24 protein-coding genes are annotated in these 23,944 nt (G+C 36.0%); 21 read left to right on the top strand and 3 right to left on the bottom strand.

The genetic code is table 11. The features are described from left to right. Positions 1-15: 15 nt before the first annotated feature. The 15 genes from H964_RS10770 (at position 16) to H964_RS10700 (ending at position 16,711) form a co-directional block, all read left to right on the top strand. Entirely contained in the window at positions 16-549 is a 534-nt protein-coding gene (locus H964_RS10770) for a hypothetical protein (RefSeq protein ID WP_039767554.1), read from the top strand. A gap of 148 nt (positions 550-697) precedes the next feature. Next, on the top strand, positions 698-2,161 hold the full coding sequence (locus tag H964_RS10765; RefSeq protein WP_039767552.1) for a TIGR02677 family protein: 1,464 nt from the start codon (positions 698-700) through the stop codon (positions 2,159-2,161). Positions 2,162-2,194: 33 nt separating this feature from the next. Then, positions 2,195-3,334, top strand: coding sequence for a TIGR02678 family protein (locus tag H964_RS10760; RefSeq protein WP_039767550.1), 1,140 nt, complete (start codon positions 2,195-2,197; stop codon positions 3,332-3,334). A gap of 62 nt (positions 3,335-3,396) precedes the next feature. After that, positions 3,397-7,452 carry a TIGR02680 family protein gene (locus tag H964_RS10755; RefSeq protein ID WP_039767548.1) on the top strand — a complete coding sequence of 1,352 codons (4,056 nt, stop codon included), beginning with the start codon at positions 3,397-3,399 and terminating at the stop codon, positions 7,450-7,452. Beyond that, a complete protein-coding gene (locus tag H964_RS10750) occupies positions 7,449-8,717 on the top strand; it encodes a TIGR02679 domain-containing protein (protein WP_039767546.1) in 1,269 nt (422 codons plus the stop codon). The genes H964_RS10755 and H964_RS10750 overlap by 4 nt, the downstream gene beginning before the upstream one ends. A gap of 116 nt (positions 8,718-8,833) precedes the next feature. Continuing rightward, positions 8,834-9,406: a PepSY domain-containing protein gene (locus tag H964_RS10745; RefSeq protein WP_083931530.1), complete on the top strand. Its 573-nt coding sequence runs from the start codon at positions 8,834-8,836 to the stop codon at positions 9,404-9,406. A gap of 164 nt (positions 9,407-9,570) precedes the next feature. Next, on the top strand, positions 9,571-10,266 hold the full coding sequence (locus H964_RS10740) for a response regulator transcription factor (protein ID WP_039767544.1): 696 nt from the start codon (positions 9,571-9,573) through the stop codon (positions 10,264-10,266). Further along, the gene (locus tag H964_RS10735) at positions 10,256-11,632 is read left to right on the top strand and encodes a HAMP domain-containing sensor histidine kinase (RefSeq protein ID WP_039767542.1); all 1,377 of its coding nucleotides are present in this window, start codon (positions 10,256-10,258) and stop codon (positions 11,630-11,632) included. The genes H964_RS10740 and H964_RS10735 overlap by 11 nt, the downstream gene beginning before the upstream one ends. Before the next feature lie 113 nt (positions 11,633-11,745). Continuing rightward, the gene (locus H964_RS10730; protein ID WP_039767580.1) at positions 11,746-12,003 is read left to right on the top strand and encodes a hypothetical protein; all 258 of its coding nucleotides are present in this window, start codon (positions 11,746-11,748) and stop codon (positions 12,001-12,003) included. Continuing rightward, complete coding sequence (locus H964_RS10725) at positions 11,991-12,416, top strand: type II toxin-antitoxin system VapC family toxin (RefSeq protein WP_039767540.1); 426 nt, start codon at positions 11,991-11,993, stop codon at positions 12,414-12,416. The genes H964_RS10730 and H964_RS10725 overlap by 13 nt, the downstream gene beginning before the upstream one ends. A 242-nt stretch (positions 12,417-12,658) precedes the next feature. After that, complete coding sequence (locus H964_RS10720) at positions 12,659-13,804, top strand: iron ABC transporter substrate-binding protein (protein WP_039767538.1); 1,146 nt, start codon at positions 12,659-12,661, stop codon at positions 13,802-13,804. 28 nt (positions 13,805-13,832) lie between these two features. After that, positions 13,833-14,909, top strand: a complete 1,077-nt coding sequence (locus H964_RS10715) for a FecCD family ABC transporter permease (RefSeq protein ID WP_039767534.1) — start codon at positions 13,833-13,835, stop codon at positions 14,907-14,909. A 3-nt stretch (positions 14,910-14,912) separates the two neighbouring features. Beyond that, positions 14,913-15,677, top strand: a complete 765-nt coding sequence (locus tag H964_RS10710) for an ABC transporter ATP-binding protein (protein WP_011915788.1) — start codon at positions 14,913-14,915, stop codon at positions 15,675-15,677. A 36-nt stretch (positions 15,678-15,713) separates the two neighbouring features. After that, complete coding sequence (tsaA, locus tag H964_RS10705; protein WP_039767532.1) at positions 15,714-16,148, top strand: tRNA (N6-threonylcarbamoyladenosine(37)-N6)-methyltransferase TrmO; 435 nt, start codon at positions 15,714-15,716, stop codon at positions 16,146-16,148. 23 nt (positions 16,149-16,171) lie between these two features. Further along, complete coding sequence (locus H964_RS10700; protein WP_039767529.1) at positions 16,172-16,711, top strand: FmdE family protein; 540 nt, start codon at positions 16,172-16,174, stop codon at positions 16,709-16,711. Here H964_RS10700 and H964_RS10695 read toward each other — a convergent pair. Then, positions 16,687-17,145 carry a DUF3842 family protein gene (locus H964_RS10695; RefSeq protein WP_039767527.1) on the bottom strand — a complete coding sequence of 153 codons (459 nt, stop codon included), beginning with the start codon at positions 17,143-17,145 and terminating at the stop codon, positions 16,687-16,689. The genes H964_RS10700 and H964_RS10695 overlap by 25 nt on opposite strands. A 247-nt stretch (positions 17,146-17,392) precedes the next feature. Between H964_RS10695 and cheB the strand changes: the two genes are divergently transcribed. Then, positions 17,393-18,460: a chemotaxis-specific protein-glutamate methyltransferase CheB gene (cheB, locus tag H964_RS10690; RefSeq protein ID WP_039767524.1), complete on the top strand. Its 1,068-nt coding sequence runs from the start codon at positions 17,393-17,395 to the stop codon at positions 18,458-18,460. Positions 18,461-18,513: 53 nt separating this feature from the next. Here the strand turns inward: cheB and H964_RS10685 are convergent, their stop codons facing one another. After that, the gene (locus H964_RS10685) at positions 18,514-18,753 is read right to left on the bottom strand and encodes a hypothetical protein (RefSeq protein WP_442855733.1); all 240 of its coding nucleotides are present in this window, start codon (positions 18,751-18,753) and stop codon (positions 18,514-18,516) included. A 41-nt stretch (positions 18,754-18,794) separates the two neighbouring features. Then, the gene (locus H964_RS10680; protein WP_039767522.1) at positions 18,795-19,346 is read right to left on the bottom strand and encodes a hypothetical protein; all 552 of its coding nucleotides are present in this window, start codon (positions 19,344-19,346) and stop codon (positions 18,795-18,797) included. Positions 19,347-19,504: 158 nt separating this feature from the next. On the opposite strand from H964_RS10680, the gene H964_RS10675 reads away from it, so the two are divergent. From H964_RS10675 to H964_RS10655, 5 genes are read left to right on the top strand one after another with little or no spacing between them, the layout of a single operon-like run. Beyond that, on the top strand, positions 19,505-19,810 hold the full coding sequence (locus H964_RS10675; RefSeq protein ID WP_039767520.1) for a DUF6922 domain-containing protein: 306 nt from the start codon (positions 19,505-19,507) through the stop codon (positions 19,808-19,810). Positions 19,811-19,845: 35 nt separating this feature from the next. Beyond that, positions 19,846-20,574 carry a 2-phosphosulfolactate phosphatase family protein gene (locus H964_RS10670; protein WP_039767519.1) on the top strand — a complete coding sequence of 243 codons (729 nt, stop codon included), beginning with the start codon at positions 19,846-19,848 and terminating at the stop codon, positions 20,572-20,574. Between the two features lie 2 nt (positions 20,575-20,576). Continuing rightward, the gene (locus H964_RS10665; RefSeq protein WP_011915797.1) at positions 20,577-21,137 is read left to right on the top strand and encodes a DUF6512 family protein; all 561 of its coding nucleotides are present in this window, start codon (positions 20,577-20,579) and stop codon (positions 21,135-21,137) included. Positions 21,138-21,194: 57 nt separating this feature from the next. Then, the gene (gene metG / locus H964_RS10660) at positions 21,195-23,162 is read left to right on the top strand and encodes a methionine--tRNA ligase (protein ID WP_039767516.1); all 1,968 of its coding nucleotides are present in this window, start codon (positions 21,195-21,197) and stop codon (positions 23,160-23,162) included. Then, a complete protein-coding gene (locus tag H964_RS10655; protein ID WP_039767513.1) occupies positions 23,159-23,923 on the top strand; it encodes a TatD family hydrolase in 765 nt (254 codons plus the stop codon). Before metG ends, H964_RS10655 begins: the two co-directional genes overlap by 4 nt. Positions 23,924-23,944: the final 21 nt, after the last annotated feature.

Below are 23,944 nucleotides of genomic sequence, written 5' to 3'. Positions count from 1 at the left end.
AGGAGATGTAAAAGGATGGATGAGATAAAACAAATGCTAAGTCTTGTTCTGGAAAGGGTTAATACCATAAATGAAGGCTTAGATGAGGTAAAACAGCGACTTGACAGAGTTGAAGAGCGGCTTGACAGAGTAGAGCAGAGGCTTGAAGCGCTTGAAAAAAGGGTTGATAGTTTAGAGCAAAGGGTCGAAAGTTTAGAACAGAGAATAGGAATTCTTGAGCAACGTGTTGACAAGCTTGAGGTTGAGACAACCAAGAACTCTGTTATGCTTGAAGACCTCAAGAGAAAACTTGAGCTTATGGCAGAAATCCAGCAGGCTCACTTTGAGCAGGACAAGCGTGAACATGAAGAGCTGAAAAAATATATAGACGACAGAATTTCAATAGTTGAGCTTGCAGTGAGAAGACTTTCAGATGATGTCAGAACTCTAAAAGAGGATGTAAAAGAGCTGAAAGAGAAGAGAGTAAACGTTGAGGTCTTTTATGAAATCCTTGGAAGACACGAGGTTGAGATAAGCAGGCTTAAAAAGGCTCTTCCCAGTGCAAGTTAAAATTTAGCCAATGAAAGATAAAAAGCCCTTTTTGGCAGAGGAAATTGTAAATCTCTTGGTTGCCAGAAAGGGCATTTTTGTTTTAGTGATGGTATTTGTGATATAATAAAGTAAATCAAAAATTTTCAACAAGGACGAGATGGGAAATATGTCCCAATTTTTAATTCTCCCTCTACAGCAGGTAAAACAGTTTAAATATCTCACTGAATCGAATGCAGAAAGATACAGGGCTATTATGAGGTTTTGCTTTTTAAATCACATGCAGTACAAAAACAGGCTGACAAAGGACGAGATATACAGCTTTTTAAAAACTCTTCCAAACTTTTCTGACTACACAGAAGAGATGTGCGAGCAAGACCTCAAAAGCCTTGTTGACTGGGGTAATCTCAAATCCACTCAAGATACCTCTAAAACAGCCACCTTGCAAGAGTTCAAAAACAAGAGGTTTTTGTACGAGCTTACCTCAATTGGACTTAGGATAGAAAGGTTTTTGTTTGAGCTTGAAAATTCACAGGAAACAAAAGCAGAGCTAAACCCAAAACACATAGAAAAGATATATGAGCTTTTGCTAAAGATTGATATTGTCTTAAAAGCCCCACAAGAACAGGCAGTTGATTGGTGGGATGAGCTAACAGGTGCATTTGAGGAGATAGAAAGAAGCTATACAGAGTACATTTCTATGCTGACATCCTCTGAATATGAAAGTCTAATGATAAAAGAAAAGTTTTTAGAATATAAATCAAAACTTGTACATTACCTTTACAATTTTCATGACATGTTCCAAGGTTATCTGCCAAGGATAAGGACTCTTTTTTTGAACCTGCCACAGTTCAAGGTGGATGAGCTTTTGATGTACATAATTCAGGCAGAAAAAGAACATCCCAAAAATATATTCAGAGATGGCGGCACAATAGAAGGGTATATCAAAAGCAGATGGCAGAATATAAAAGACTGGTTTGTCAGTCCAAACGGGCAGGCAGAAAGACTTCTTGAGCAGATTCAGCAGATAATTAGAAAGGTTTCAAGTTATGCAGCAAGGCTTTCAGAGTCCTCAACACTTAAAGTAAACAGGACAGAGGAGTATAAGCATTTAGCAAAATTGTTTTCAAATCTTGACATATCAGAGTGTCATAAGTTGTCTGCTGTTGTATTTGGTGTAATGTGTCCAAAATATATCACAGGCGACTTTCCAAGAGCCACCGAGTCAACAGCTATTAGCATTCTTGACCTTCCAAGTTTTAAAGTGCCTTTAAAATCACGAGGAAGATTAATTAGAGAGAAGATCAAAGTAGTTCCTGCAAGCGAGTTTTCTGAAGAAAAGAAGAAGAGGTTTGAAGAGTACAAAAAGAAGATTGAAGAAGAAAATGAGCTTTTGCAAAGCCTCCTTAAAGGGAACAAAATAGAGTTTGAAAGGCTTCCAAGGATTACACCAGAGGTCAGAAAAAGGCTTTTTGTGTGGCTGTCACGAGGACTTAGCAGCAAAGTGGCAAACACTGACTCTGGCAAAAAGTTTAGAGTCATAAGACCCCAAGATGATAAAAGGTGTATCTTAGAGTGCACTGATGGCAAGATGGACATGCCAGCGTATGTCCTTGAGTTTGTTGATGAGTAAACAAAAACTTTGCAAAGAAGGAAGAGTAAAAATATGGGTGATCTTTTGAAGCTTCTTGAAAATTTTTGGATATTGAAAGAAGAGGATAGTGAGACATTTTACAGGCTAAAAAATCTTGACAAGGAAACAAGAGAGTTTATTGCAAAAAACTTGGGTTTAAAATTTATAACAACCTCAAACATGGTAAAACTTGAAAAAGTGCCGCTTATGCCCAAAGAGTGTATGGGAGTACTTGATTTTGAACAGCCGCGAGACTATGCGTTTTTGTGCCTTGTCCTTGCCTTTTTAGAAGACAAAGGTCCAGAAGACCAGTTTTTGCTTTCCAACATCACAGAATATATCAGAATGAACTTTCCAGATGAAGAGATTGATTGGACGCTTTACTCAAACAGACGCTCCCTAATCAGAGTGCTTAAGTTTTGTGAAAAGATGAGGATGATAAGAATTGATGATGGGAACCAGGAAGAGTTTGCGGAAAATAGTGAGGCAGAGGTGCTTTACGAGTCGACAGGAATTTCGCGATATTTTATGAGAATATTTCCCAAGAGTATTACTGAGTACAGCAGCTGGCAGGAGATTTTAAATAGTGAATTTGAGTTTACAAATGGAATTTCACAGCCCATATCAGATATCAAAAGGATTAGGGCGTACAGAGGGCTTGTTGTTGATGGCAGTGTTAATTTTGAGAATGAGGATGAGCTTTTGTATATAAAACGTCAAAAGGTTAACATTACATCAGAGCTTGAAAAACATCTGCCAGAGGCAAGTTTTCATATATTCAAGTCTTTTGCGTTTTTGGCTATTAGCGAGAATTATAAAAATACCTATCCTGACGATAGCAACCTATGCGACATTCTTCTTTTGGTTGCAAGCATGCTTTTATCAAAGATAGAAAAGGGTGAATACAGTCTTCACCCTACAAATGAAACCTTGGAGATTCACGTAACCTCTTTAAAGTCCATTTTGGAAGATGTGCAAAAACAGTACAAAAATTTTTGGAACAAAGAATGGCGAGAAAAAAGCCTTGAGAAAGTGTTTGACGAGTTTTTGAAGTTTTTGTATGAACTTGGATTTGCAAAACTGCAAGAAGACGGATTTGTTGTAATCTATCCAATATATCTTAAAGTGGTCGGCGAGTACCAAGTTTTAGATGAAGCTGAAGAGAGTATTTAAAAGAGTATTTAAAGAAAAAGCGTTTTGAAAAAAAGAACAAGATGGAGGTTTTTTGATTCAAGATGAGCAAAGAACACAGGTGGGTGCTTTCCCGAGCGGGTGTTTTTAACTACTGGTACTATGATGAGGAATATTTTGATTTTTACGACGGCAGGATGCTGATTCGCGGCCCAAACGGTTCTGGAAAGTCTGTCACAATGCAGAGTTTCATAACCCTTCTTTTAGACGGCAACTATCATCCATCCAGGCTTGACTCTTTCGGGTCAAATGCAAGAAAGCTTGAGGACTATGTCTTAGGCGAGCAGGATATCTCAGGGAAGAATGAGTCAACAGCATACCTTTTTTTGGAGTTCAAAAAGGAAAACATATTTGTTTCAATAGGGATGGGTATGAGAGCAAAAAGAGGCTCAGGTGTTGACTGCTGGTATTTTGTCTTGACAGACAACAGAAGGTTTGGGATTGACATATTCTTCTATGAAAAGATTAACGGACAGAAGATTCCACTCACAAGAAGAAAGTTTGAGAACCTGATTGGCAGTGGTGGCAAGGTCTTCACAAGCAGAAGAGATTATATGCAAGAGGTAAACAAGATCCTGTTTGGGTTTGAAAACGTGGAAGACTTTGAGAACTTGATAGATTTGATAATCCGTGTAAGAGCGCCAAAACTTTCAAGGGATATAAAGCCAGACAGGATATGCGGTATTTTGCAAGAGTCGCTTCCTGCACTGTCAGAAAGTGACCTTCGTAGCCTTTCAGAGTCGATTGAAAACATGGACAAAATCCAGACAGAGCTTAAAAACTTAGAGACAATCCAATCTTGCCTTGAAAAGATAAAAAAAGCATATGATGAGTACAACAGATTTTTGATGTACCAAAGAATTTCTCAGCTGCTTGAATCACATAAAAAACTGACAAAAGCCACAAAAGAATATGAAATGCTCTCAGGTGACGTTCAAAAACTTACAGATATGGAATTAAAGCTGAGAAATAGTCTTGATAGTATTGAAAAGGAAGAACAGGCGCTGAAGTTTAGGCTTGAGAGTATAAAAGAAAGTGATATATTTAAGCTTCAGCAGAGGTATGTTGAGCTAAATGCTGAAATTGAAGATTTAGAAAATCAGAAAACTTTAAAACTTTCAAGTTTAAATGACCACATGCAAAGGCTCTCTCAGGCAGATGCTGACATCAAGCGCACAAAACACCAGCTTTTAAATTCTCAGAATCTGATAAAAGACTATATTCAGCAGAGCAAAAAGCTACTTGAAAGTTTGAATATGCAAAGGTTTTCGGATGTACTTGATATTTTTGAGAAAGGTGAGCAAAAAAGCTTAGACATTATTAAGAATGAACTGGCCAAATCAATAGCTGAGGTAGAAAAAGCTCTTAAAAATTATGATACGTTGCAAGATGTGCAAAAGGACTTAGATATTCAGCTAAGAAAACTTGACCATAGCAAAAATGAGCTTCAAAAGTACCAAGATGAGTTAAATCTTTTAATTCTTCAACTTGAAGATGCCAAAAATCTTCTAAAAAGCAAGATCAAGAGCTATTTTGACCAAAACCAGGTTTTAAAAGCAGAGTTTGATGATATAACTTTGATGTTTCAGCTGATAAACACAATATCGCAAAAAGGCGAGTATGAAGGTATAAAGAAGATTTTAAATGATGTGTATAGCAGACATTATTTGTCAATCTCAGATAACTTGCGCAAGCTCGAGTTTGAAATGAATCTACTCAAAGAGAGAATTAAAGACAAAAAGAAAAAGATTGAGGAGATTCAAAGCCAAAAAGACGAGTTTATACCATCTTCAGAGAAACAAAAAAAGGTAAGACAAAGACTTTTAGAAAAAGGTGTACCGTTTGTACCTTTTTACATGGCAGTTGACTTTAAACCGGGGATAGATGAGAACTTAAAAGCTGTGATTGAAGATGCACTTTTTGAGCTTGGAATTTTAAATGCTCTCATTGTGCCAGAAAAGTACAAAAATGAAATTGATGAACTTTCGGAAGATGAAAAGGAAGTTGTGCTTTTTCCAAAGCCGGCATATTTTTCTCACACATTAAATGAGTATCTTGAGGTTGCAAACTTTGAAAACGCAGAAGGTTTGATTAATGAGGTTGCAGCTGTAATTGACAGTATCCATATAAATCCTGTAGATGATGGAATATATGTGTGCGAAGATGGGCGGTTTGGAAATGGCATATTAAAAGGGAAGACAACCACACATGAACAGGCAAGATATATAGGTATTGAAAACAGGCGAAGGTACAAACAAATGCTAATTTTGCAGCTTGAAGAGGAGATACAAAATCTTACAAAAGAGTTGGAAGAAAAGAAAGCCGAGGCTAATTTTCTAAAATCCCAGCTTGAGGTTTTAGAGCTTGAGAAGAAAAACTTTCCAACATCTGCAGACTTAGACACTGCCTTTGACATGATAGATGGGGTTGAGAAAAATATTTCAAAGCTTCAGATTGAGATTGAAGCTCTTGAAGAGAGAATAAAAGAGCTGACAAATAAGCAAAATCTGCTGAAATATGAAATTTCACTGATTGCAACAAAGCTATCACTGCCATCTTCAAAAGAAGTTTTTGCAAAGGCAAAACAAGACGCAAATACGCTGTCGAGCTTACTTTTGCGTCTTGAGACTGAGGCGCTACACAAGCAGGAAGTTGAAAGGACGTACCAGAGCCTAAACAGGTTATATGAACAGATAAGAGAAAGTGTAGATACTTTAAATGACGATGTTCACAGGATTTCTGAAAAGTTAGAGGTTTTAAAACTTCAGAAAGAGGAGATTGAAAAAAGGCTTTCGAGCGAGGATGCGCAAAAACTTTTTGATGAGCAAAGAAGAGCATTTGAGCGGCTTGAGAACATACCAGCTGAGAGAAAAAAAATTAATGAAGAGCTTTTTGAGGTGACTTCCCAAAAAGCAGCAGCTGAGCAAAAGCTTGAATTTTCAAAACAGGAGCTGCAGTCAATTGAAAGTGAATATAAATTAGCCTTGGACGCATTTAAGATAGAGCTTGGATTTGGTTTTGTTTTCAAAGGGATAGAATTTGAAGATGATCAAAAGCTTTTAGAGTTTGCAAGGTCAAAGGAAAATGAGCTAAAAGAGTATTCTCAGAAAGATTTTTCTTCGATACTTCAGAGGCTTATATCCATCCATTACACAACACAGATTCAGCTTGCAGAGTTTGGAGCAAACCTTGTTGATTGGAAGGACGACAAGACAACCTACAAAAGGTATTTGTGGACTTGCAGAAAAGAGGGAAGATTTCTTTCACTTTACCAGTTTATAGATGAAATTGAAGCAGAGATTGCTGAGAAAAAGAACTTGATAACAGAGAGCGAAAGAGAGCTTTTTGAAGAGGTTTTGGCAAAGAACATAGGCTTTAAGATTTCAAGAAAAATCATGCTTGCTCAGGACTGGGTTAAGAGGATGAACGAGCTTATGGCAAATTTGTCTACATCAAGTGGTCTTACATTCCGGCTCTCTTGGGAACAGAAAAGGCAAGAGGCAGAGGATGAGCTTTCCACCCATGAGCTGGTAAAGCTTTTGAGCAAAGACCCTCTTGCTGCAACAGATGAAGACAGAAACAAGATTGCAATGCATTTTAGGTCGCGCATAGAAAAGGCAAAAAAGTACCAAGACAACCCAGAAAACTTTGCAACGCTCTATGAGATAATCAAAGAGATTCTTGATTACAGGCAGTGGTTTGAGTTCAGGCTCTACTATCAAAAGGTAGGGGAAAGCAGAAAAGAGCTTACAAACAATGCATTTGACAAGTTCTCTGGTGGTGAGAAAGCACTTTCCATCTATGTTCCACTTTTGGCAGCACTCTGTGCTAAATACCAAAGTGCTGCAAACTTTGCGCCGCGGATAATTGCGCTTGATGAGGCGTTTGCTGGTGTTGATGAGAACAACATTGAAAATATGTTTGATTTGATTGAAAAGCTTGAATTTGACTATATAATGAACTCTCAGGTTTTGTGGGGAGATTACAAAACAGTGCCAGGACTTTGTATATATGAGCTTTTGAGAGAAAACAATCAGCCATCTGTTCTAAAAGTAAAGTATATCTGGAACGGGTACAAGAAGGTGTTGGTTGAGGTATGACAAAAGATAAGATTTTCGATGAGTGTGTAGAGTACTTTTCACAGCCAGGATTTAAGCGAGCGCTGGAGCTTATTCATAGGAAGTATAGGTCTTTGGGGAGATTTTCTGGCAAGATTATTCTGGAAAATCCGTCTGAAGAGGAAAAAGAGGCTTTGTCACGGTATCTTAGAAAGGTTTTGAGAGGCGAGAAGGTTGTCATTGATGTGAAAGACTTTGCCGTGACAAAGTTTCAGGACACTAAGTTCTCAAGGCTTGATTTTAAAAGCATCTTGTCAGCTGTTTTGAAAAAAGAGGTTATTACCAAAAAAGAAGAAAAAGAGCTGGAAAATGAAAGGGTATTGAACTTTTTTGAAAGTTTATCAGCACATTTTGACGGTGATGAAATTGCCGCACATGTTTTAAATGCTTTTAGAGAAAATTTCAAATCATTTGAGAGCTTTTACAAAAAGTATTCACAAAAAGAGTTTTTAGAGATGACGAAAAAGGTCATAGAAGCGATTTTAAAAAGACCACAAAGTCCTGAGACTTTGGCTATTTTTACAACAAGGGTTACAGGCAACCCTCACTTTTTTGATGATGAGCAAGATGCAGGAAAGATATTTTTAAGGCTTTTGAGTATTATAAACGGTAGAGAGTTTCCACAAAATGCAGAGGAAAAATCAGAACTACTTTACGAAAACAACATCTTGATTGATGAGCTTTCAAACTGGTGCTTGGTGTATAACATTGGTGGATATAATGAAGAGGGAAAAGAGGATGAGGGGCTCAAATGCTTTAGCAATCAAAAGAAACCACTAATTTTGCCACTTTATACTATAAAGGATTATAGAGGATTTTTTGCATACTCAAATAAGCTTGTGGTTGTTGAAAACCCTGCTGTATTTTCTGCAATTGTGCAAAGAGTACCAACTATTTCTGTTGTCTGCACAAATGGGCACCTGAGGTTATCAGCAAAAATAATCATTGGAAGTATTGCGAAGACAAATATACCTTTGCTGTACTCAGGCGACTTTGACCCAGAAGGGCTTTTGATTGCAGACAAAGTAATTCAAAACTTTGGTGCAAGGCCACTTTGTATGGATGAAAACCACTATCTTTTGGCACTGTCTGAAAATAAGATTGATGAAAGGCGCTTAGAGATGTTAAAGAATGTAAAAAGTGAACAGCTTCAAAGCGTCTGCCAGAAGATGAAGGAGCTTCAGCTTGCTGGGTATCAGGAGAGGATTGTGGATAGGATTGTAGAGAAGCTAAAAGTTAATATTTGAACAATTTATTTTTCTAATCAAATTTTAATCTGTTTATAATAATCTTCTAATTATCCTCCTACATAATTATTCTCACGAGCAGCTGCTCGAATAAAAATGTAAGGGGTAGATAAAACATGTTGAAGCAAATTAAAAAATTTGTGGTGCCATTGCTTGCAGTAGCTTTTGTCTTGAGCTTTGTAATAGGATATGCAAATTCACACTCTATTGCAAGTTTTACCAAACAAGATAGTCTTGTTAAAAATCAGGTAACACAAGCTCAGAATCAAAATTATAATTCATCAGAAGGGAAGAATGTAGATAATCCAAAAGACAATGATATTGAAAGAGCCGATGATAGTCAAAATGTAGACAGCCCAACAGACAATGACGTAGAAAAAGCTGACGAAGAAAATGATGAGAGCGATCTAATTACCAAAGCAAAGATTTCAAAAAATGAAGTGGAGAATATTGTTAAATCGGCATATCCTGGCAGCACTATTCAGAAAATTGATATTGGTGATGAAAATGGTCTGATTATCTACGAAGTTAGAATAACTGACAAATCAGGCAAGGTTTTGAATATCAAAGTTGATGCAAGCAATGGCAAGATTGTAGGTGTTGAAAATGGTAATTCCCAGCAAGAGGAACAAAAGGATGAAGACAATGGACATGACACAGACAATCAAGAAGTAGAAAATGAACAATAAGATTAATAAAAATTTGGGATTTGCAAATATCAAAGTTTTTAAACAAAGCAGGCTGCCCCGAGTGATTTGTGGGCAGCTTTTCTTGTCAAGGGCTGTGTATTTCATAGGCTGATAAATCTGCGGTAAAATATCTTCAAAGAAGAATTTTAGGGGGGAGATTACAAATGCCATCATACAAAATTTTGATAATAGAAGATGAAAAACAAATAGCTCGATTTATCGAATTAGAATTAAAACATGAAGGCTACGATGTATATGTGTGCTATGATGGCATAGAAGGACTTAAAAAAGTTGAAGAGATACATCCAGATTTGATACTCTTGGATATTATGTTGCCTGGCATAAATGGCATTGAAGTTTGCAGAAAAGTAAGGCAGTATTCTAATGTCCCTATTATTATGGTTACAGCAAAGGATGATATTCCAGATAAAGTGATGGGCTTAGACAGTGGAGCAGATGACTATGTCACAAAGCCATTTGCAATAGAAGAATTATTGGCAAGAATAAGGGCAGCTTTGAGAAAAAGCAAACAGTTGAATATAATTCGTGAAGTTCTTAGTATTGGTGATTTGACTATTGATACATCCAAACGGATTGTTATAAGGGCTGGTAGAATAATTGAGCTTACCAAAAGAGAATATGATTTGCTTGAGTATTTAGTAAGAAACAAAGGAATTGTTCTAACCCGAGAACAAATATTGGAAAATGTCTGGGGGTATAGCTATATGGGCGATACAAATGTGGTGGATGTATATATCAGATATCTGCGTAGCAAAATAGATGATGGTTTTAAAACAAAACTCATTCACACAGTAAGAGGAGTTGGATATAAATGTGAGGAGAAAGAAAATGAAGATTAACATTTTAAGGTTCAGAAAGATTTCTTGGAGAATTACATTTACATATGCCGTAGTGTTTTCAGTAATGGTTATATTGTTAAACTTCTTAGTTTTATATGGAGTGAGATTTTATCTTCGTGAGCAAGCTATAAGCCAAGTTAATGCTATTGGTAAAAATATAGAAAACAAGATACTGGGAATAGGTGAAGAACAAAAAGACATTTATGACGAAGAACTTATAAATGATGCAGTAATAAATAGTGATATTAACATAAAGATAGCAGACAGCAGTGGTAGAATTTTAAACCATTCAAGAAATTTTGATCCTCATGTTAATATAATCTCAAATCCTAATCGCGTTATGGTAGTTGAAAATGAAGAGAACCACTTGATAGTTAAGAATTTTGTCATCTTTAATAATGGCAAGATTATTGGATATGTTCAAGTAGCCAAAAATATGAATAGAGAATACTTATTTCTTAAACTATTGTTCATACTGTTACTTGTTGCCGATGCTATTGGAATGATAACATCAGTTATTACAGGATTTTCTATCAGCCAAAAAATACTGAGACCTATTCAAGAGATAACAAATACTGCAAAAAGAATTACTGCAACAGATTTGAATGTAAAAATTGATGTAGGCGAGGTTGACGATGAACTTACTAATCTTGCAAAAACTTTTAATGAGATGATTGAAAGATTGAAGATTTCGTTTGAAAAGCAAAACCAATTTGTATCAGACGCATCACATGAGCTGAGGACTCCTTTATCTGTTATAAATGGATATATAAACTTAATAGATAGATGGGGAAAAAATGATAAAGAGGTTTTACAAGAGTCTACAGACGCAATAAAGAATGAAGTTAAATATATGACAGAACTTGTAGAAAGATTATTATTTTTGGCAAGAGGGGATAGTGGGGTTATAAAACTTCAAAAAGAAGTTTTTAGTCTTAATGAGCTGATAAAAGAGGTTATTAAAGAAACAGAGCTTTTGTGCCAAGACCGCAAGTTGAGTTATAACATAAAAGAGCAAATAAATATTTTTGCTGACAGAAAGTTAATAAAACAAATGTTAAGAGCAATAGTTGATAATAGTGTTAAATTCACACATCATATGGGTACTATTGAAATATCAGCTACAAAAATTTTTAATAAAGTAAAGATAGTTATTGAAGATAATGGCATTGGCATACCCCAAGAGGAGATACCAAAAGTATTTGACAGATTTTACAGGGTTGACAAAGTTCGAAGCAGAACTGCAGGTGGCAGCGGCTTGGGGTTATCAATTGTAAAATGGATAGTTGAAGCACATGGTGGCAATATTTCAATTGAAAGTAGCATTGGAAAGGGAACAAAGGTGATTGTATTATTGCCCAGCTGAAAAGGAATTAAATGGTGAAAAAGTGATGATAGATAATCGATTTCAATAAGCTTTACTTGCTTCAAATAAAGGGGTATAATAATACAGTAAATAGAAAAATAAATTGAGTGGTGATGTTAGCTGTGTCAGAATTAATTAAGGACATAGATAATGTAAAAAAAATATCAATTCCAGTGGACACAATAAAATATATTATAGAAAGACTTGGAAATGACATAATATGGGACTATGACAATATAACAGGTGAATTGATTATTATGAAACGTCCTGAATCTTATGTAGATGCTCTGGCTGGATTAGGGCAGGAGATGTGGGAAAAGCTTGAGAGTAAAGAATTTATTGAAGAGATGAGAACAGAATGGGACCAATAAAAGCGGGACAAAAACTTGCATTGGATACTAATTTATTTATATATCTCATAGAGAAGAATAAAACTTATTTTCCATTAGTTAAGTCCTTATTTGAAAAAATCCAAAAAGGACAACTATATGGGGTAACCTCGAGCCTTGTATATACTGAATTACTTTCAAAGCCTTTTCAAGAAGAAAATATAATCCTTGTGGATAAGTATAAAGTACTGCTTGCTACATTTCCAAACTTAATAATTAAAGAAGTGGATAAGGATATAGCAACGCTTGCTGCAAAATTATGTGCCAAATATAAAATAAAAACTCCAGATGCAATATTTATTGCAACAGAAATAGCTGAAAAGGCAGAAATATTTATAACTAATGACACAAGGTTGAAAATTGTAAATGAGATTAGTATTATAATATTTAGATGAATTGCTTAATCAAACTGATAGAGTAAATATAGATTAAAAGCAGAATTAAATGCACCAAGATAGTTGGAATTACTCTTAAATAGCACCACGAAGGTGCTATAAATATTTAGAGTTGGGGGTAAGATAAATTCGACAAAGGTATAACCAAAGATTTTGAGAACAAGGCCCACGAAGGGTGAGATTTTCACCTTTTGTGGGCTTTTATTTTGTTTACAAATATACAAAGAGGAGGTAAGAAGTTGATGAGAAGCAAGAGTTTTTGTTCTGATTACTTTAGAGCAAGTAAAAAGGCAATAAGTATTCTGCTAATTTTGAGTCTTTTCTTACTAATTGTATTGAACACATTTTCTGGGCAAGCAAAACAAGAAAGGTCTTCATCAAAGTTAATTGTGACTGACCTTCTTGGCAGAAAAGTAGAGATTGAAAACAAGAAAAACAAAAGAATTGTTGCGATAGGACCTGGTGCACTCAGGCTTGTTTTGTATGTCAATGGAACAAAAAATATAGTGGGAGTTGAAAATGCAGAAAAGGCATGGGAAGAAGGTTCAAGAACATATATAATGGCATATCCTGAGCTCAAAAGACTTCCAACAATTGGCCAAGGTGGGGCAGACTCATCCCCTGACCCAGAAAAACTTATTTCTGTAAAACCAGATGTTATTTTTGCAGCAAGTTTTTTAGACAGGGCAAAGGCAGATGCTCTTCAGACAAAAACAAAGATTCCTGTTGTGGTACTTGACTATGGTACAAAGCTCCTTTTTGATGAGAATGTATACAAATCACTCAGAATCATTGGAAAGATTGTAGGAAAGCAGCAGCGTGCAGAAGACCTCATAAATTATATGCAAAGGTGCAAGGCATTTTTCAATGAAAGAACCAGAAATATACCGGTTTCTAAAAAGCCAAGGGTGTATGTTGGGGCTATCAGCTTCAAAGGCGGGCATGGATTTGAAAGCACAATGGGCAAATACTTTCCATTTTTGGCCATAAATGCAGTAAATGTTGCAGACCAGGCCAATAAAGAAGGCTGGTTCATGGTTGAAAAAGAAAAGATTTTAGAGTGGGACCCTGATATTATATTTATTGACCAGGCAAATTTGGATCTTGTAAAACAGGATTACAAGAAAAACCCTGAGTTTTATAAATCACTTTCAGCTTTCAAATATGGCAAAGTTTACGGTCAGCTTCCTTACAACTTCTATTGGACCAACATTGACACTGTTTTGGCAAACACATTCTTTATTGCAAAGGTTGTGTATCCAGACAGATTCAAAGATGTTGATCCAATCAAGCGAGCAGATGAGATTTACAAATTCTTCTTAGGGAAGCCGCTTTATACCAAGATGGCAAAGAAATTTGGTGGGTTTGTGAAAATAAAGCTTGACTAAAAATTAAGAGCAAAGAGGTTTTTTGAAGATGACTCAAGAAGTAGAGAAACACCAAAAACTAAAATCCCAGTACAAAAAGCTTGTTGCTGAGAAAGTGCTGTTTTTAATTACTATTGCTATCTTGACAGTGCTTCTTTCGGTATATGCAATATCGTCGGGTTCATCAGATTTGAGTTTTTCTGATGTTTTAAAGGCTTTTTTGGGAAAAAGTGATGAAAGAACAGTTCTTATAGTCTTTGACATAAGACTTGTAAGAGTTGTTGCGGCAATTTTGGCAGGGATTGGTCTTGCAATTGGAGGAGCTGCAATTCAAAGCCTTTTTCACAATCCCTTAGCATCTCCTTTTACTCTTGGAATTTCGCAGGGTGCTGCGTTTGGTGCGGCAATTGGAATAATTGTGCTGGGCGGCGGGGCGACAAGTTCTGCCGCCTCTGACTCTGTTACCATTTTGCATCCATCAGTGGTCGTTGTGTGTGCTTTTTTGGGGTCAATGCTATCAACTGTAGTAGTGCTTGCTTTGGCACAAATAAAGAGGTTTTCACCAGAGGCAGTTGTGCTTTCTGGAGTTGCCTTGAGCTCTCTTTTTTCTGCAGCAACAACAACAGTTCAGTATTTTGCATCTGATGTCAAAATTGCTGCGCTTGTGTTCTGGACATTTGGCGATATTGGAAGGGCAACATGGGATGATGTAAAGATTATGGCGGTTTTTGTAATTTTAGCATGGCTGTATTTTTTGGCAAATTCATGGAACTACAATGCAATTGCAAGCGGTGAGGATGTTGCAAAAAGCCTTGGTGTGAATGTTGAGAAAACAAGGTTTTTGGGTATTTTAGTAAGCAGCTTTATAACATCTGTGATTGTCTCTTTCTTAGGAATTATAGGTTTTATATGCTTGATAGCACCTCACATAGCACGAAGGTTTATAGGGAATGACCAGAGGTTTTTGACTATGGCATCTGGTCTTGTAGGAGCATTTTTGCTTCTTTTGTCAGACACAGTAGCAAGACTTATAATACAGCCAGTTGTTTTGCCAGTTGGCGCTGTAACATCTTTTCTGGGTGCACCGCTTTTTATGTATCTTTTAATCCGCGGAAAGAAGGTATGAAAAATGCTGAAAGTAGATAACCTTGAATTTAGCTTCAAAGACTTTCAGGTCTTAAGTGGGATTTGTTTTGAAGCAAGAAGAGGAGAGTTTGTGTCAATTTTAGGGAACAACGGTGCAGGAAAATCTACACTTTTAAAGTGCATAGCAAGGCTTTTAAAGCCCAAAAGTGGAGTTGTGCTAATAGACGGCAAGGACGTAAATAGTTTTTCACTACACCAGCTTTCTAAAAATGTTGCATATGTTCCGCAAAGATACACTACAAACAGAATAACAGTGTATGAGGCAATACTTCTTGGGAGAAAACCGCATTTTACTGGACTTATCCCTTCTTCAGAAGATTTGGAGAAGGTTGAGATGGCACTTGATATTTTTGGCTTGAAACACCTTGCTTTCAGATACTTAGATGAGATAAGCGGCGGAGAGCTTCAAAAAGTAGTGATTGCAAGAGCGTTTGTTCAGGAGCCCAAAGTGCTGCTTTTGGATGAGCCAATAAACAACCTTGACTTGAAAAATCAAATAGAGGTTTTGAAGATTTTAAAAAAGCTTTCAAGGCAGGAAGAGATTTTAGTAATTGTAATCTTACATGACTTGAATCTGGCCATCAGGTTTTCTGATTGGTTTATCTTCATCAAAGACAGAAAGATATTTGCATCAGGTGGAAAAGAAATAATAACAGCTGATATGATTTCAAAAGTATATGGCGTAGATGTAAAAGTAGAAAAACATGGTGATGAGATTTTTGTTGTTCCAATAGTAGCTGCTATTTAAACATAAGCTAGTTTTAAAAGGGGAGATTTTGGACTGATGGAACTTGTAAAAATAGGAGTAATTCACAGCCCGTATAAAACAAAAGAAGAGGCACCGCGGCAAGGTGCGGATTCAGAAGAAGTTTGCTATATAGAGATATTTGAAAATTATATTGATGGTTTAAAGGATATCGAAGAGGCAAAGTACTTAATAGTTTTGTACTGGGGCCATCAATCAAACAGGGAGAGTTTAATTACAAAGACACCATTTTCAGATGTTCCAAAAGGTGTTTTTGCATGCAGGTCTCCCAACAGACCAAACCCAATACTATTTGACGTTGCGGAGCTAATAGATCGCAAAAGCAACGTTCTTGTTGTAAAAGGACTTGATGCAATAGATGGCTCACCTGTAATAGATATAAAACCCTATTATGAAAGAATTGACATTCCCAGAGGGTTACAAGAAAAAATTTTTGAAGAACAAAGCAAATGACATGTTTGAAAGGTGGTGTTAATATGACATGGGAAAAAGAACTTTTCTGGAAAAAGGCAGTTGAGTTTCACGGGCACATATGCCCAGGTCTTGCAGTAGGTTTTAGAGCATGTGAGGTAGCAGCTAAAAAGCTTTCTCTTGAGTTTTCTTCGGATGAAGAAGTAGTTTGCATTACAGAAAACGATGCATGCGGTGTTGATGCTATTAAGGCAATTTTGGGCTGTACTGCCGGCAAAGGCAATCTCATTTTCAAAGACAGAGGAAAACAGGCATTTACGTTTTTCAGAAGGGATACAAATCAGGGTATTAGAGTTGTTTTCAAAGGTTTTGATAAAAACAGGTCAAGAGAAGAAAACTTACAGTATATCCTTAATGCTCCTTTGGATGAGATTTTTGAGTATAAAGAACCAAAAGACAAACTTCCAAATATGGCACGAATTTTCCGTTCTTTAAAATGTGAAAACTGTGGAGAGAGAGCAGCAGAGCACAGAATAAGAATTTTGGATGGCAAATTTTTGTGTCTTGACTGCTATGAAGACTACTCAAGAGGATGGGGAAGATAGGAATTTTCCTCATTCTTTTTTTTTAAAGTTTCTTTTATATCATCAATTATCTGCGAAAATATCTCTTTCATAGATAGATTTACAGTGCCGGGGATAAATATTCCATGAAGATTTAAAGGGATTATGTACTTTTTACAATCAAGGCTGAAAACTAAATGTGCTATCTTTGCAGTAATTTCACCGTTTATTCCACCACAGCTCAGAATTCCGATTGGACCCACAATTGCATCTGGTACAAAGTTTGTCAAAAAATAAACAATTTCATCTTCACCGCAATATCCTACATCTGCACCATTTTTGATCATGTTCTGCATAGCTACTTTGTTAGTTCCAAGCGCAACAACTTTTATTTTATCTTCAAATTCTTTTTTTAGTCTTTTTATAAATTCCCTTCCAATTCCAGCACCCTGTCCGTCTAAAACTGCAATGACCATGTGTGTATCTCAATCCTTTGACATTGTGTTTTTTAAGTAATTTTAATTATAAAACCTTTTAAATTTAGTTGTCAAAAAAAATTATCTATCATCTTTATTGATTTTTCAGTTATATACCTTTTGTATTATTTTGCCTTCAAAAAATCGCAAAAAATTTAATTGAATATTTGCAACAATTTTGTGTATAATTTCTCATGGATGGAGTTCCAAAATACTCAAATAGTAATTTTATATGGTGAAGGAGACTATGAAAAGGATCTTGATTGTTGATGACTCTGAACTGATGTGTGAGGTTATAAAAGGAGCTTTGAGGGGTTTAGAAGAAGATATAGTTGTTTTTATAGCTACAAATCCTCTTATAGCTATTAGAAAGGCTGGTTTATTTAACATTGATTTAGCATTAATTGACTATGAAATGCCTTATATGAATGGTCTTTTACTTATCGGCTATTTAAAGGAGATAAATCCATTAACAAAAATTGTAATGGTTTCTGCTTATACTGAACCTGGTGCCCAGATTACTCTTGAAGCACTTGCAAGAGGTGCAATTGATTACATATTAAAACCCTCAAATAAAGAAGAATTTGAAGGATTCAAAAAAGAACTGTTAGAAAAAGTTCGCTGGATATTAACAGGAAGAGAGTTTAGCCGCAAAAAAAGTAAGATAGAGAAAGACAGGTCTAAGGTTTTAAGTTATCTTGAGGGTCTTAAAGCTGGTACTCCTAATTATTTAGTGGATAAGCTAAGAGAAAGTAAAGTAATAGCAATTGGAATTTCAACAGGAGGTCCCCCTGTTTTAGAAAAGATTTTTACAAATCTTAAGAAAGATTTTTCAATTCCAATATTGGTTGTTCAGCACATGCCACCAGCATTTACAAAAGCCTTGGCTGAAAGACTTTGCAAACTTTCTCAAAGACAGGTGAAAGAAGCCGAAGATGGTGAAAAGATTGAAAATGGTGTAATTTATATAGCAAAAGGTGGAGTGCATCTTGCTGTTGAAAAGATCTTAGGAAAGTATTACTTAAGACTTCTTGAAAATGTCGAAAAGGTAAATAGCCACAAACCATCTTGTGATATTTTATTCAGTTCGGTTGCTGAATGGTACGGGAAAAATGCAACAGGCATAATCATGACTGGAATGGGCTGTGATGGAGCAAATGGTCTTTTGGAAATGAAAAATCAGGGTGCCTTGACAATTGCGCAAAGCAAAGAATCATGCGTAGTTTTTGGCATGCCAAGAGTTGCTATAGAAAAAGGAGCGGCTGAAGCAGTACTAAGTACAGATGAGATTATAAGGCTTTTAAATGAGGTGTAAACCTAAAATAATAAATTTAATATATCTCTTTGAGATAAAAAGAGACGTCAATTCTATTCACACTCCCTAAGATAAATACTCAAATGAAAATTCAAAGAGATTACACACTTTTTACAATTCAGGCTGAAAACCAAATGTGCCGGTTTTATAGCAATTTTTCCATTTATTCCACCTGTTCCACTACAGGTCAGAATTCCAATAGGACTAAAGATTGCGTTTGGCACAAAGTTTATTAAAAAATGAACAATTTCATCTTCATCACAACATTCTACATCTGCGCCATTTTTGGTCATGTTCTGCATCGCTACTTTGTTTGTTCCAAGCGCAACAACCTCTATACCTTTACATCCAAAACAGAAGTTGAGAAATTACTCTGTAAATAAGGTACAACTCCATTTTGAGGACTATAAGAATACATCATAATGTCTTGCAAAATAGGAATGTTATTGCTCATAAGATTCTTTAGTTCATCAGCTGACAGTACTTTGGTCAAAAATAAATAACTACTTGAGAGCATAGTAACGTCTTGTTCTTGAAAAGTTTGGTAAGATGTCAAAATTCCTTTATTTAAAAGGTTTAGCTGGTTTGCTATTTCAACTAAGATACTTGGTGAGGACAAATCCGGCATTTGCTCAAAACTATTTTGTACTACCTCTAAACCTGATTTGAAGCTTAGTGTTTCTGGACTATACATTTTCGGGTAGCTATCAAAACTTGGGAACTGTGTTTGCTTTTCAAAGATTGCTACTTTATCAGGTGTTATGTTGTTTTTTAAATTGTTCAAAACGTTTCCTTGGGAAATTATTGTATAGTCAATTGAACTTTGCAAGCTCTGCGAAAAAGTATTTATGAATGACTCTGAGCTAATATATGATACCCCTACCATTTTACCTCAACTCTTTTTATACTTTTTTGGATATCCCCTCACATCTTTATTATACCACAATTCTTACTCAAAAGTTTAAAAAAAATGTGTATCTTTTTGTTCAAGTATGGTATATATAAAGTTAAAGCAAACTCTTTTTGGGGGCTTATGATTTTAAGATGGACAGCAAAACTCAAATACCCGAAAAGTTTAAAAAATTCTTTTGGGATATTGAATTTGAAGATTTAGACATTCAGAGGCATAAAGCATTTATCATCACACGCCTTCTTAACTTTGGAGATCAAGACTCAATAAAGTGGCTATTTAGCACATATTCAAAAGAAGAGATTAAAGATGTGGTAAAAAATAGCAGAAGTCTTTTGAAAAAACCGGCAAGATTTTGGCAACTATATTTCAATTTGAAAGAGGATGAAATGAGGTGTTTTGAGGTTTTCAAAAAGATGGAAGGGTTATTTCCATTTTAAGTAACGTAAAAATTTACGGAAGAAGGTGCAGAATCTTGAAGATAATTACATTTTCGCACTACAAAGAGGTAACTGATGAGGTTTTAAAAGATTCATACGCCATTGTTATTGATCTTCTCAGGGCAACATCCACCATGATTTGGGCTATTTCAAATGGTGCAAAAGGAATAATTCCTGTTGAGGATATTTCTGAAGCGAGGCTTTTAAAGAGGTTAGATGAAAGCGTTCTTCTTGGAGGAGAGAGAGGCGGCTTAAAAATTGAAGGTTTTGACCTTGACAACTCACCTCTTTCGTACAAAAAGGAAGCCATTTTTGGCAAAACTGTGGTTATGACAACAACAAACGGTACAAGAGCGCTCAAGAAGGCATCCTTTGCAAAGAGAATCTTTCTTGGTTCATTTATAAATGCTAAAAAAACTGCAGAGTATATTATGAAAGAAACTCTACACTATAACATTGACACAATCTCAATTGTGTGTGCCGGAACAGAAGAGAAGTTCACACTTGAAGACATCATTTGCGCTGGCTATTTTGTAGATTTATTTAAAAAGAATCTTCCAGATGTGTTTTTAGATGATCTTTCTCTTGCATCACATGTGCTTTATAAAAAATTTGAAAATGACCCTCATGAAATATTAAAATATTCATATCACTATAATCATTTAAAGAGGATTGGCTTTGAAGCTGACCTTGAATTTTGTCTCAGAAAAGACTTTGTGGATTGTGTATGTGAGTTCAGAAACTTGGTAGTAGAGAAGGTGTAAAAATGTTTGAAATCTATCTTTCTTCATACTCAAAAAGAATTTATAAAAAAAGAGCCAAAATAACATCTATTGTAGGCATATTTGTAATCATTGCAATTTCAAGCTTACTTCACTTTGGGTTTGACTTTTTCGGCAGAATAAAGGCATCTGCTGTGATTTTTGCAGTCAACGATAGTGTATGGGAGCATCTTAAGATTGGATTTTTCGGAGGGTTGATTTTTTACATAATTGAATTTATTATTTATGGAAAGAAGTTTGACAATTTTATTGTAGGAAAATCAGTTGCGCTATTTTTAATACCATTTTTAACAGCGGTGTTTTTCTACACCTATACAGCATTTTTAGAAAACAACCTAATTCTTGATATACTCACTTTTGTCTTAGCAGTAATAATTGCCCAGTTTGTTTCACTTGGAATAACACTGTCAAATAGAAAGATAAAAAAAGGGCCGTTTGTACTACTTTTAATTATAATGCTGGTTTTATTTCCATTATTTACATACTTTCCACCCAAAATTCCAGAACTTTTTTATGATTTTGCTCACAAGCGTTATGGAATGTAGGTGTAAAAAATATATTCTAAATCTTGAAAGAATTCCAAAAAGGGAGGAAAATTGTTCATGGAAAAGCCAAAATTTTATATAACAACGCCTATATACTATCCATCGGACAAACTTCATATTGGTCACACATACTGCACAGTTGCAGCCGACACTTTAGCACGATACAAAAGGCTGCAAGGGTATGATGTGTTTTTCTTAACAGGAACAGATGAGCATGGACAAAAGATAGAAAGAAAAGCTCAGGAGGTTGGCAAGACACCTCAAGAATATGTTGATGAAATAGTTGCGTCAATAAAAGACCTTTGGAAGCTTATGAACATCTCGTACGATGATTTTATAAGAACAACAGAAGATCGCCACAAAAAAGTTGTCCAGAAGATATTTACAAAGCTTTATGAGCAGGGCGATATCTACAAAAGCGAATATGAGGGTTGGTACTGTACACCGTGTGAGTCATTCTGGCTTGACAGGCAACTTGTTGATGGCAAGTGCCCTGACTGTGGCAGACCTGTTGAAAGGGCAAGAGAAGAGAGCTACTTTTTTAGACTCTCAAAATACCAAGATGCACTTGTAAAGTATATTGAAGAGCATCCGGATTTTATTGTTCCACAGTCGCGCGCAAATGAGATGATAAACAACTTTATAAAACCAGGACTTGAAGATGTATGCGTTTCAAGAACAACTTTAAAATGGGGAATTCCTGTGCCATTTGACCCAAAACATGTAATCTATGTTTGGATAGACGCACTTTCAAACTATATAACAGCACTGGGGTATATGAGCGAGGATGACAGCAAGTTCAAAAAATACTGGCCGGCAGATGTTCACCTTGTTGGAAAAGAAATTGTGAGATTCCACACAATAATTTGGCCAGCAATGCTGATGGCACTGGGTCTTCCTCTTCCTAAGATGGTGTTTGGTCATGGCTGGCTGCTTTTAGAGGGCGGAAAGATGTCAAAGTCAAAGGGAAATGTAGTGGACCCAGTAGTGCTTGCGCAAAAGTATGGGGTTGATAGCTTAAGATATTTCCTTTTGCGTGAGATTCCGTTTGGTGCAGATGGGTACTTTTCAGAGGATGCATTAAAGACAAGGCACAACAGCGACCTTGCAAACGACCTTGGAAATTTATTGTCAAGAACAGTTGCAATGATTGAAAAGTTTTTTGATGGAATTATCCATCTTCCTGAAGTAAAAGAAGATCTTGACAATGAACTAATAACCTTGGCAAAGGAAGTATACGAAAAAGTGTGCAAATGCCTTGATGAGCTTCAATTTTCAAATGCCTTGATAGAAATCTGGAAGCTGATTGCAAGGGCGAACAAGTATATAGATGAGACAATGCCGTGGGTACTTGGCAGGGATAAATCTAAGCATCCGCGCTTGAAAACAGTTTTGTACAACTTAGCAGAGGTTTTGAGGATTGTTGCAATATTGATAGAACCATTTATGCCACAGACAACACCAAAGATGCTTGCCCAGCTTGGAATTTCAAAAGATGAAAATCCTGATATAACATCTTGGGAGTCAGCGGCAACTTTTGGGCTAATTAGAGATGGCACAAAAGTGAAAAGAGACCAGCCGCTTTTCCCGAGGATAGTTGATGAAAAGGAGGAGAAGGAAGTGCAAGAGCAAAATAAAACTGATGTTACCAAAATAGAAGGTGCTGTTCCTGCAGATGACAAAAAAGAAGAGGAAAAGAAAGAGTATATCTCAATAGAGGATTTTGCAAAGATTGAACTCAAAGTTGCCAAAATTTTAGAAGCAGAAAAGATTGAAGGTGCTGACAAGCTGCTCAAGCTCATTGTTGACTTAGGTGACGAGAGACGCCAGATAGTTGCAGGCATTGCAAAACACTACAAGCCAGAAGAACTTATTGGCAAGAAAATTGTAGTTGTTGCAAACTTAAAGCCTGCAAAACTGCGTGGTGTTGAGTCGCAGGGCATGCTTTTGGCAGCATCAATCGATGATGAGCTTTGCCTAATTACTCCTGAAAAAGACATCAAAGAGGGAGCAAGAGTAAAATGATAATAGATGTTCATGCTCACTATGATGATGAAGCGTTTTTGAACGATTTAGAGGATGTGATGGCAAGGCTGAAAGAAGAGAATATAATTGCCATCTCATCCTCTTCTTCTATTGAGTCTTCAAAAGAAAACATTGAGATTGCAAAAAAATATGATAACATTTATATAACTGTTGGAATTCATCCTCACGAGGCAAAGGATGCACCAAAAGATTTTGAAGATGGTCTTTTTGAGCTTGCCAAGTTTGAAAAAAATGTTGCGATCGGTGAGATAGGCCTTGATTACCATTACGATTTTTCGCCAAGAGATGTGCAAAAAGAGGTTTTTATTCGCCAGATTGAGGTTGCAAAGAAATTAAATCTTCCCATTGTTGTTCACTCAAGAGAAGCGCATAAAGACACACTTGATATTTTACAAGAACATGCAATTGGCAAAATACCAATTTTGGTTCACTGCTATTCAGGAAGTGTTGAGATGAGCAGAATTTTAAGAAAACAAGGGATATATATCTCTGTTGGCGGGGTTGTGACATTCCAGAATGCAAAAAAGCTCATAGAGGTTGTAAAAGAATGCCCGCTTGAACTTTTGATGCTTGAAACAGACAGCCCTTATCTCACTCCTCATCCGCACAGAGGTAAGCGCAATGATTCAACATATTTAAAGTATGTGATAACAAAAATTGCAGAGATAAAGGGAGTATCTGAAGATGAGGTAATTGAAAAAACAACCCAAAATGCCATGGATGTGTTTGGTATTAAATAAAGCTAAAAAACAAAAAAAGAT

Source organism: Caldicellulosiruptor sp. F32 (assembly GCF_000404025.1).
Taxonomy (GTDB): Bacteria; Bacillota; Thermoanaerobacteria; order Caldicellulosiruptorales; family Caldicellulosiruptoraceae; genus Caldicellulosiruptor; species Caldicellulosiruptor saccharolyticus.
This window is presented reverse-complemented; position numbering and strand designations above follow the sequence as displayed.